Raw genomic sequence first — 8,849 nt, 5'->3', positions numbered from 1 at the left:
GGGTCCGACCCCGGCCTTGTCTCTGGGGTTGGCTGACACCAGCGGCCCCTCCCTCCCAGCAAACCCCGCGCGGATGCGCTACCATCTAGCCATCGGCCGCCCCACCTGTGCACGCCATGTTCCACCATTTGCGCCAAGACATTCAGAGCATCATCGAACGCGATCCCGCCGCCCGCAACGCCTGGGAAGTGCTGAGCTGTTACCCCGGCCTGCAGGCCATCGTCATGCACCGCTGGGCGCACTGGTGCTGGCACCACGGCCTGAAGTGGGGCGGCCGCTTCATCAGCTACCTGGCGCGCATCGTCACCGGCATCGAGATCCACCCCGGCGCCAGCATCGGCCGCCGCGTCTTCATCGACCACGGCTTCGGCGTGGTCATCGGCGAGACCGCCGTGGTCGGCGATGACTGCACCATTTACCAGGGCGTCACCCTGGGCGGCACCTCGCTCAACAGCGGCGCCAAGCGCCACCCGACGTTGGCGCGCGGCGTCATCGTCGGCGCCGGCGCCAAGGTGCTGGGCGGCTTCACCGTCGGCGAGTTCGCCAAGGTCGGCTCCAACGCCGTGCTGCTCAAGCCGCTGCCGGCCGGCGCCACGGCGGTCGGCAACCCGGCCCACATCGTGCAGAAGGATGCCGGCGTGGCCGGCAGCGGCGCCCAGCTGTTCGCCGCCTATGGCGTCACGCCGAACGGCGACGACCCCTTGTCGAAGGCGCTGCGCGGCCTGATCGACCACGCCGCCAGCCAGGAGCGGCAGATCGAGCGCATCCTGACGGCCATGCAGGCGGCCGGCCTGAGCTGCCAGGGCATGGCCGAATGTGATAAATTTGATTCCGTACAACTCAACAAGCTAGTCGACTAAGGATCTGCGTATGAATATGGAATCGTCGCCCGAGGGCACTGCGGTATTGGACCCGTTTGAAATCCGCGTGTTGGCCGTGCTGGCCGAGAAGGAGGCGACCACGCCGGACAACTATCCCTTGTCGCTCAACGCCATCACCAACGGCTGCAACCAGTTGTCCAGCCGCGACCCGGTGATGGCGCTGTCGGAGGAGACCGTGGCCGAGGTGCTGCAGCGGCTGATGCAGCGCAAGTACGTCAACGGCATCACCCAGGCCGGCGCCCGCGTCACCAAGTACGAGCACCGCATGCGCATCAAGTGGTCGCTGGAGCAGGACAAGCTGGCCATTCTGAGCACGCTGATGTTGCGCGGCCTGCAGACGGCCGGCGAGATCCGCACCCGCACCGGCCGCCTGCACGAGTTCAAGACGGTGGGCGACGTCGAGCTGGGCCTGCAATTTTTGATCGACAAGTATCCGCCGCTGGTGGCCCGCTTGGCGCTGGCGCCCGGTACCAAGGAGCCGCGCTATGGCCAGCTGTTGGGCGGCGAAGAGGCCTTGGCGCGCGAGGAGACGGCGGCCGGTTATGCCGGTTCGGTGTCGGCGCCGCAGCAGGGCGGCCGGGTCGGTCAGCTGGAGCAGGAGGTGGCGCTGTTGCGCCGCGATGTTGACGATCTGCGCGAGCAGTTGTCGGCGTTCCGCCAGCAGTTCGAGTAACGGTACGCACCAGTTAGGCAGAATGTGGCGGACGCGGGAACGCAGCCGCAGTATGGCGGGAACGCCGGCGAAGCATGGGGGGAACGCATGCGGGGCATGGGGGGAACGCATGCGGGGCATGGGTTCCCGCCTGCGCGGGAACGACTTAGCAGGCCATCAGCTCGTCGAAGGCGTGCAGGCTGGCCTGCTGGTCGATGGCGCCGATGTGCTCGGTCTTCGACAGCACGATGCGGAAGTGGTCGCACATCGGATAGAACCAGCGGTGGTTGTCGGTGTTGATGTAAAAGCCCAGCACCTTCTTGTTGTAGGCCGAGGCCAGGTGGATCACCGCCGTGTCCGGCGAAATGACCAGCTCGCACTGCTCGATCAGCGCCGCCAATTCAAGGATGCTGGAGGTGGCGAAGGATAGTTGGACGTTGTCGCGTTGCACGGCGGCGACGATGCCTTCGGCGCGCGCGCGGTCGCCCGGCGGATGGATCACCAGCACGGCGCGGTCGCGGTACTTGTCGGCCAGCGCGCGGCACAGCGCCACCGCGTCGTCGCTGCTGATGGTGCGGTTGGCCATGCTGCCCTGGTAGTTGAAGCAGACGATGCCCTTGTGGCGCCGCTTCAGCTCGGCGAGGAAGTCGCGCGGGCCGGCCGGCAGTTGTTCGACGCCGAACAATTCGTAGCGCGGGTTGGCCTCCTTCAGGCCGAAATTCTTCAGCGCGGAAAAATAACTCTCCAGGATGTGGCGGTCGCGGTTGCAGTCGACCGTGTAGTCGTACATGCCGAGCCGGTGTGTGCCGGTGCCGTATTTTTTGATGTTGAAGCCGATCAGATGCTTGGCGCCGAGCAGCTTGAGTCGGGCCAGCCAGGGGATCGAGAAGATGTTGCTGGTGCTGAAGATGACGTCGTAGCGCTGGCGCCGGATGCCGAGCACGATCTTCAAGGTGTCGAGCCCGTTGCCCCGGTCCCAGATCAGGATGTTCGACACGTGCGGACAGGCGCGGATCACCGTCTCGTTGACACTGCTGGCGGCGACGTCGATCTGCAGGTCCGGGTAGGCGTTCCTCAGTTCGCGCAGCAGGGGCGTCGAGACGATCATGTCGCCGATGCGGTCGTTGCGCAAGATGAGCATTTTTTTAATCTTGCTCGGATCGAAGGGAACTTTCTTGGACTTGTCGAACAGCAGATGCAGCAGGTGTTTCTTGAGGAAGGACATAGTGGCGATCAATGATGCGGCGGCGGCCGCCGATTACCGGCCGCAAATAATGCATCATTGTAATGGATGTGATGGTGGTTTTCTCAAACCCGGTCTGCCGGCGGCATCGGGCGGCGGCCGCCGGCGGCTTATTTTGTCAACGGACGGATGCGCTCGTTGAGCAGTTTGAGCTGGGCGTCGAGCAGGGCCTGGTTGGGGTCGTGGCCGCTGCGCGGCAGCAGCACGAATTGTTTCTGCGGCGCGCGGATGCTGTCGAAGTAGCGCCGCGCCACGGCCGGCGTGGTCAACAAGTCCTCGGCGCCGTGGACGATGAAGAAGGGCAGCGCGAAGTCGCCGCCGAGCGCGGCCAGGTCGACCTGGGCGAACATGCCGTCGCCGTTGCGGCCGACGAATTGCAGGTAGGAGTAGTCCTCGCCGGCCTCGTCGTCGGCCAGGTCCTGCGCCAGCCGGTAGTCGGCGGCGCGTTGCCACCAGGCCGCCGGCGCCGGTTCGGTGACCAGCGCCTCGTACTCGCGGTCGATCCGCCGCAGCACGCCGAAGCTGCGCGGATCGCGCCACGGCGGCGCGCCCAGCGCTTCCAGCTTGGCCACGCTGGCGCTGTCGCCGGCGCCGCGCGCCAGTGCCAGCAAGGCCTCCCGGCTGGTGCGCATGTTTTCCGTCGAATTGACCAGTTGCGCCGCGCCGAGATAGGCGTGGAATAGCTCGGGCCTGGCCTTGGCCATGCTGACGGCCAGGTAGGAGCCCCAGGAGCCGCCCATCAGGATCAGCTTGCGCTGGCCCAGGTGGCCGCTCAGGAAGGCGGCCAGCGCCAGACCGTCGTCGCGCAGCTGGGTCGCCGTCAGCGCCTGGTCTTCGGCCGGCCGGTTCTTGCCATAGGTCCTGCCGGCACCGCGCTGGTCCCACTGCACCAGCGTGTAGTCCTTCTGCCAGGCGCCGTAGAGCGCATCGGCATAGGGACTGAGCGGATTGCCCGGGCCGCCGTGGACCACCAGGATGACCGGATTGGCGCAGCTGGCGCCCTTGATGGTGACCCACTGCGCGATGCCGCCGATGGCCACGTAGCCGGCTTCGTTGACGGCCTGCGGCGTGGCGCCGCAACGCAATGGCGCTGCTTGCGCGTCCAATGGGGCCGGCACGGGCGCCGGCGTTTGCGCCATGCCGTTGGTGGTCGCCAGCAGCAGCGCGGCGGCAAGCAGGGCGGGGAGTGTGGTCATGGCGTTCCTGGCAAAAAGTGGAGGGGAGGGGCACTGTGCCGCGGGGGCGGGCGCCGGCTTGCTGGCCGGACGCCCGTGGCCATCAGCCCTCTTCGCGGCGGCGGCGCAGCCAGACCGCGCCGGCGAGCATCGCCACGCCGGCGGCGACGCCGATCCACACATTGGCATGGGCCAGGGTACCCCAGGATTGGCCGAGGATGTTGCCCAGGTCGGCGCGATGGCCGTCGCCGGCCAGCAGCAGGACCGGGTCGACCTGCTCGACCACCAGCCAGGAGCCGGGCGCCACGCCCAACAGCATGCGACCCACCACCAGCTGCACCAGCCAGTCGATGTTCCACTCCAGGTTGAAGGCGTGGTTGGCCCACTTGGCCAGCATTATCGTCAGCAGGGGCGCGCCGACCGCCCACAGGAACACCTTGGAGCGCGCCCAGCTCGACACCAGCAGCAGCCAGGCCACCGTCGGCAGCGCCCACAGCGCGTACACCGGCAGCAGCGCCAGCAGCTGCAGCGGCGCCAGGTACAGGGCGGGCGACATCAGCAGCGGGCCGAACAGGTTCAATCCCTTGAAGGCGGCCGCCGTGCAGATCATCAGCAGCACCGCCAGCGCGGCCAGCGCGCCGATCACGGCGACCACCAGCGGCGCCACGCCGAGCGCCAGCAGCAGCTTGGACAGCACCGTGGTGCGGTCCGACACCGGCAGCGACTTCCAGAACAGCAGGCTGCGGTCGCGCCGCTCGTCATACAGCGCGCCGAGGCAGTAGAAGAACACCATGAAGCCGAGCATCAACAGCACCGGTGCGGCGGTGGCGATGTAGCCGTGCGCCAGCACGTCGAGGATCTTGGCGCGCATCGCCGGCGTGGCGTCGATCATGCCCAGGGTGATCGACTCGCCATTGATGTCGATGTTGCCGCTACTGCTGTACAACAGCACCAGCGCGGTGAAGGCGGTGATCAGCGCGCCGACCACGGCCGGCGCCCACACCAGCATGCCCTTGTGTTCCCACAATTCGCGCTTGATCAACCATGTCATCGTTTTCATGCGTAGCTTCCTTTCATGGTCGCGACGAACAGGTCGGCGACGCTGGGGGTGCGGGTTTCGCCGAAGACGGCCAGCTGGCTGCGCGCCACGCCGTCGAACAGCATCACGGACTTGCCGAACACGGTGCGCTGGCTGAGCGGCTGCAGCGCGGTGGCGGCGACGGTGTAGGGTGGCTCGACCATCACCTCGGTGAAGCGCTCGCCGATCTCCTCCATCGAGGCCGACAAGGTGATCTTGCCGTCGCGGATGAACAGCAGGTCGGTCAGGATGTGCTCGACCTCTTCGATCTGGTGGGTGGTGATGAGGATGGTCTTGCCCTCGTCGAAATAGTCCTCCAGCAGGTTCTGGTAGAACTGCTTGCGGTACAGGATGTCCAGGCCCAGGGTCGGCTCGTCGAGCACCAGCAGGCGGGCGTCGATGGCCATCACCAGCGCCAGGTGCAGCTGCACCACCATGCCCTTGGACATGGCCTTGACCTTCATGTTCGGCGCCAGCTTGGTGTGGGCGATGTAGCGCTCGGCCTTGTCGCGGTCGAAGCGCGGGTGCACGCCGGCGACGAAATCGACGGCGTCCTTGACCTTCAACCAGCGCGGCAGGATGGCGACGTCGGCGATGAAGCAGACGTCGCGCATCAACTCGTCGCGCTGGGTGCGCGGGTCCAGCCCCAGCACGCTCATCTGGCCGTCGAACTGGGTCAGGCCCAGCATGGCTTTGAGCGTGGTGGTCTTGCCCGAGCCGTTGGGGCCGATCAGGCCGACGATGCGGCCGGGCTGGATGTCGAAGCTGGCCTGGTCGAGCGCCAGTTCCTTGCCGTAGCGCTTGCTCAGATTGCTGGCGGAGACGATGGCGTTCATGCCGCACCTCCCGTCGCCGCTTGGCCCGGCTGGGTCGCCTGCAGCAGTTGTTGCAGGTCCAGGCCGAGGCGGCGGATGCGTTCTATCATCGCCGGCCACTCCTCGCGCAGGAAACGCTCGCGTTCCGTGGCCAGCAGCTTGTCGCGGGCGCCGTCTGTCATATACATACCCAATCCTCTCCGTTTTTCTACTAAGGTTTCGTCGACCAGCTCCTGGTAGGCCCGCGATACGGTGATCGGGTTGAGCTGGAAGTCGGCCGCGATCTGGCGTACCGACGGTAGTGCGTCGCCCGGCTTGAGCAAGCCGTCGAGCATCATGCCGATCACCCGCTCCTTGAGCTGGCGGTAGATCGGCGCATTGTCATTCCAGCCCATGGTCATGGTTGCTGCTCCCCGGCTGCTGTGCTGTTGATTCGGACATTCATGTCTCCCCCTTGGTGATATAACGAAGTGGTGTTGTAGTGAACTATAACACTAGGATTGGCAAAATCAAGTGTTTTTTTGATAGCGGGGTGCGAGGGGGCCGTGGCATGCCTGCCGCTGGGAAATCGAGTAGACTTTGCGGCAACCGCGCCACAGCGGTTTCACAAGGAATTCAATGAACGGCATTCATCTCTTTTCATCGCGCCGCAAACGGCTCGGCCTGGCCGCGCTGGCGGCCACGCTGCTGGCCTCGTGCTCGACGCTGATCGGCCCGCGCCAGGTCGAGCTGCCGCTGGAGCGCCTGCAGCAGGGCCTGGACAAACGCTTCCCGCTGCGCCAGCGCGTGCTGGCCATTTTCGACGTCGAGTTGAGCCGCCCGCGCCTGGACATTCTCGACTGCGCCGATTGCATCTCGCTGGAGCTTGACACGGCCGTCTCGCCGCTGCTCGGTCGCCAGTCCTGGCAGGGCAATATGCTGGTCTCCGGCCGTTTGCAGGTCGACCGCGCACACAATGCGGTGATGTTGCGCGATGCCCGCATCGATCGCTTCATGTTCCGCCAGCTGGACAATGACTATCAGTACAAGCTGGCGCCGGCCGGCAAACTGCTGGCCGAGCTGGTGGCCAGGGATATTCCGGTATATCGTTTCCGCCCGGAGGACCTGCGTTACGGCGGCGTGCAGTTCGAGCTGACCGGCATCAGCACCAAGCCCGGCGGGCTGGTGGTGACGCTGGCGCCGGCACCTTAAGACGACGGCCCGGGGTGGCTATCCTTAAGCGGCGCTTACCGCGCCGCTTGTAGGCTTGCCGCGTGCGGCCGCAGCTTCTACAATCCGCCTCATTGATTAGATTTTTGGAGCAGGCATGGCGATTTTTGGCATTGGATTGCACGTACTGGTGGCGCTGTTTTTCGCCATCCACGCGATCCGCAACGGGCAGCAGCTGTACTGGCTGTTGATTTTGTTCTCCTTCCCGCTGCTCGGTAGCGTGGTGTACTTCTTCGCCATCTACCTGCCGGGTTCCGGCTGGCAGCACGGCGCGCGCAAGGTGGCCAAAGTGGCCGTCAAGACGCTGGACCCGAGCCGCGAACTGCGCGAGGCGCGCGCCGCCTTCGACTACACGCCGACGGCGCAGAATCAGATGCGCCTGGCCGCCGCCCAACTGGAGGCGGGCGATGCCGCCGAGGCGGCCAACACCTACGAGGCCGGCCTGCAAGGGCCGTTCGCCGGCGATCTGGAGATACGCTTCGGCGCGGCGCGCGCCAACTTCGCTTGCGCCCGTAGCGGCGCGGCGGTCGCGCACCTGCAGCAGATCCGTCAGGCCGACGCCAATTTCCGCGCCGAGCAGGTCTCGCTGTTGCTGGCCCAGGCGCTGGCCGGCGCTGGCCGCCAAGCCGAGGCGAAGGCCGAATTTGAGTTCGCCGTGGCGCGTTTTGGCAGCTTTGCCGCGCGCGCCGAATGTTTGATCTGGGCGGTGAGCGCCGGCGAGCAGGTCTTGGCCGCGCAGCTGCGCGCCGAGCTGCTGCCGACCATCGATCGGTGGAACCGCCACACGCGCGAGATCAACCAGGCGCTGTTGCGCCGTCTGAACGCGGCCTTCGCGCAGATTCGTGGTTGAGCTGCGGGTGGGCTGCGGGCGCTGGCTTGCGCCGGCGCCTAGGCCAGCGTAGCGCCGCCGAGGTCGTACCGGCTGACGGCGCCGCTGGCGTCGATGGCGATCCAGCCGCCGCGCGGCGGTGTCGCATCCGGCTCCCAGTCCGGCAGCACGTAGCGGCGCGTGGCGCCAACCCTGTGCAGGGCGGGGCGGTGGGTGTGGCCGTGGATCATGACGTCGCTGCCGGTCTGGGCGAACACCTCGGCGATCGCCTGCGGCGTCACGTCCATGATCTCGTAGCTCTTGTTGCCCTGGTCCTTGCGGCTGTTCTCGCGCATGCCGGCGATGATCGCCTTGCGCTGCGCCAGCGGCATCGCCAGGAACTGCGCCTGCCAGGCCGGCTGGCGCACCTGGGCGCGGAAGGCCATGTAGTTGACATCCTCGGTGCACTGGGCGTCGCCGTGCAGCAGCGCGACGCGCAGGCCGCCGATGGTGGCGACGTGGATCTCGGGCAGCAGCGTCATGCCGGCGGCGGCGGCGAGCGGCGCGCCGACCAGGAAGTCGCGGTTGCCGGCGATCCAGTACAGCTTGACGCCGGCGTCGCTGACTTGGCGCAGCGCCTGGACGATGGCTTGGTGGTAGGGCGCGTCGAGGTCGTCGTCGCCGGCCCAGTATTCGAACAGGTCGCCGAGCAGATACAGCTCGCGCGCCCGCATCGCCTGCTGTTGCAGGAAGCGCAGGAAGGCCTCGGTGGTGTGGTGGTGCGACGCTTGCAGATGCAGGTCGGAGATAAACAGCGCGAGGACGCGCTTGTCAGGCATTGTCATTCCTGATTCCTTCAACAATACCCGGCCGCCGTGGAAAGTGGTGGGCGGATAAGCAAGCCGCGTATGCGGCCGTGTACTAGTGCTACTGAAGTCAAGGCGCTGGCGGCGACTAAAACCACCCAAAGGCGGAGAGCCGGGGGGGG

The 8,849-nt window shown here is 66.5% G+C and carries 10 protein-coding genes; 4 read left to right on the top strand and 6 right to left on the bottom strand.

Annotated elements, in window-relative coordinates; genetic code table 11:
* Positions 1-116 precede the first annotated feature (116 nt).
* Positions 117-860, top strand: coding sequence for a serine O-acetyltransferase (gene cysE / locus H7U20_RS22415; RefSeq protein ID WP_199761366.1), 744 nt, complete (start codon positions 117-119; stop codon positions 858-860).
* A gap of 16 nt (positions 861-876) precedes the next feature.
* Positions 877-1,554 (top strand): YceH family protein, encoded by a 678-nt coding sequence (locus tag H7U20_RS22410; RefSeq protein ID WP_199761577.1) that lies wholly within the window; start codon positions 877-879, stop codon positions 1,552-1,554.
* Positions 1,555-1,699: 145 nt separating this feature from the next.
* Here the strand turns inward: H7U20_RS22410 and H7U20_RS22405 are convergent, their stop codons facing one another.
* The 5 genes from H7U20_RS22405 to H7U20_RS22385 form a co-directional block, all read right to left on the bottom strand.
* Positions 1,700-2,758, bottom strand: coding sequence for a glycosyltransferase family 9 protein (locus H7U20_RS22405; RefSeq protein ID WP_199761365.1), 1,059 nt, complete (start codon positions 2,756-2,758; stop codon positions 1,700-1,702).
* A gap of 128 nt (positions 2,759-2,886) precedes the next feature.
* Complete coding sequence (locus H7U20_RS22400; protein WP_199761364.1) at positions 2,887-3,972, bottom strand: alpha/beta fold hydrolase; 1,086 nt, start codon at positions 3,970-3,972, stop codon at positions 2,887-2,889.
* Between the two features lie 82 nt (positions 3,973-4,054).
* Positions 4,055-5,011: a hypothetical protein gene (locus H7U20_RS22395; RefSeq protein WP_199761363.1), complete on the bottom strand. Its 957-nt coding sequence runs from the start codon at positions 5,009-5,011 to the stop codon at positions 4,055-4,057.
* Positions 5,008-5,865 carry an ABC transporter ATP-binding protein gene (locus tag H7U20_RS22390; RefSeq protein ID WP_199761362.1) on the bottom strand — a complete coding sequence of 286 codons (858 nt, stop codon included), beginning with the start codon at positions 5,863-5,865 and terminating at the stop codon, positions 5,008-5,010. The genes H7U20_RS22395 and H7U20_RS22390 overlap by 4 nt, the downstream gene beginning before the upstream one ends.
* Positions 5,862-6,245 (bottom strand): GntR family transcriptional regulator, encoded by a 384-nt coding sequence (locus H7U20_RS22385; RefSeq protein WP_199761361.1) that lies wholly within the window; start codon positions 6,243-6,245, stop codon positions 5,862-5,864. The genes H7U20_RS22390 and H7U20_RS22385 overlap by 4 nt, the downstream gene beginning before the upstream one ends.
* Positions 6,246-6,462: 217 nt before the next feature.
* Between H7U20_RS22385 and H7U20_RS22380 the strand changes: the two genes are divergently transcribed.
* Both H7U20_RS22380 and H7U20_RS22375 read left to right on the top strand, forming a co-directional pair.
* The gene (locus H7U20_RS22380) at positions 6,463-7,035 is read left to right on the top strand and encodes a DUF1439 domain-containing protein (protein WP_199761360.1); all 573 of its coding nucleotides are present in this window, start codon (positions 6,463-6,465) and stop codon (positions 7,033-7,035) included.
* Positions 7,036-7,150: 115 nt separating this feature from the next.
* Complete coding sequence (locus H7U20_RS22375; RefSeq protein ID WP_199761359.1) at positions 7,151-7,903, top strand: hypothetical protein; 753 nt, start codon at positions 7,151-7,153, stop codon at positions 7,901-7,903.
* 38 nt (positions 7,904-7,941) lie between these two features.
* Here the strand turns inward: H7U20_RS22375 and H7U20_RS22370 are convergent, their stop codons facing one another.
* A complete protein-coding gene (locus H7U20_RS22370; RefSeq protein WP_199761576.1) occupies positions 7,942-8,700 on the bottom strand; it encodes a UDP-2,3-diacylglucosamine diphosphatase in 759 nt (252 codons plus the stop codon).
* Positions 8,701-8,849: the final 149 nt, after the last annotated feature.

Source organism: Rugamonas violacea (assembly GCF_016461825.1).
Classification (GTDB): domain Bacteria; phylum Pseudomonadota; class Gammaproteobacteria; order Burkholderiales; family Burkholderiaceae_D; genus Rugamonas.
This window is presented reverse-complemented; position numbering and strand designations above follow the sequence as displayed.

Coding starts and splice junctions, on each gene's coding strand:
- H7U20_RS22410 (WP_199761577.1), top strand. CDS start 877: ATGGAATCGTCGCCCGAGGGCACTGCGGTATTGGACCCGTTTGAAATC.
- H7U20_RS22375 (WP_199761359.1), top strand. CDS start 7,151: ATGGCGATTTTTGGCATTGGATTGCACGTACTGGTGGCGCTGTTTTTC.
- H7U20_RS22370 (WP_199761576.1), bottom strand. CDS start 8,700: ATGCCTGACAAGCGCGTCCTCGCGCTGTTTATCTCCGACCTGCATCTG.
- H7U20_RS22400 (WP_199761364.1), bottom strand. CDS start 3,972: ATGACCACACTCCCCGCCCTGCTTGCCGCCGCGCTGCTGCTGGCGACC.
- H7U20_RS22380 (WP_199761360.1), top strand. CDS start 6,463: ATGAACGGCATTCATCTCTTTTCATCGCGCCGCAAACGGCTCGGCCTG.
- cysE (WP_199761366.1), top strand. CDS start 117: ATGTTCCACCATTTGCGCCAAGACATTCAGAGCATCATCGAACGCGAT.
- H7U20_RS22385 (WP_199761361.1), bottom strand. CDS start 6,245: ATGACCATGGGCTGGAATGACAATGCGCCGATCTACCGCCAGCTCAAG.
- H7U20_RS22395 (WP_199761363.1), bottom strand. CDS start 5,011: ATGAAAACGATGACATGGTTGATCAAGCGCGAATTGTGGGAACACAAG.
- H7U20_RS22390 (WP_199761362.1), bottom strand. CDS start 5,865: ATGAACGCCATCGTCTCCGCCAGCAATCTGAGCAAGCGCTACGGCAAG.
- H7U20_RS22405 (WP_199761365.1), bottom strand. CDS start 2,758: ATGTCCTTCCTCAAGAAACACCTGCTGCATCTGCTGTTCGACAAGTCC.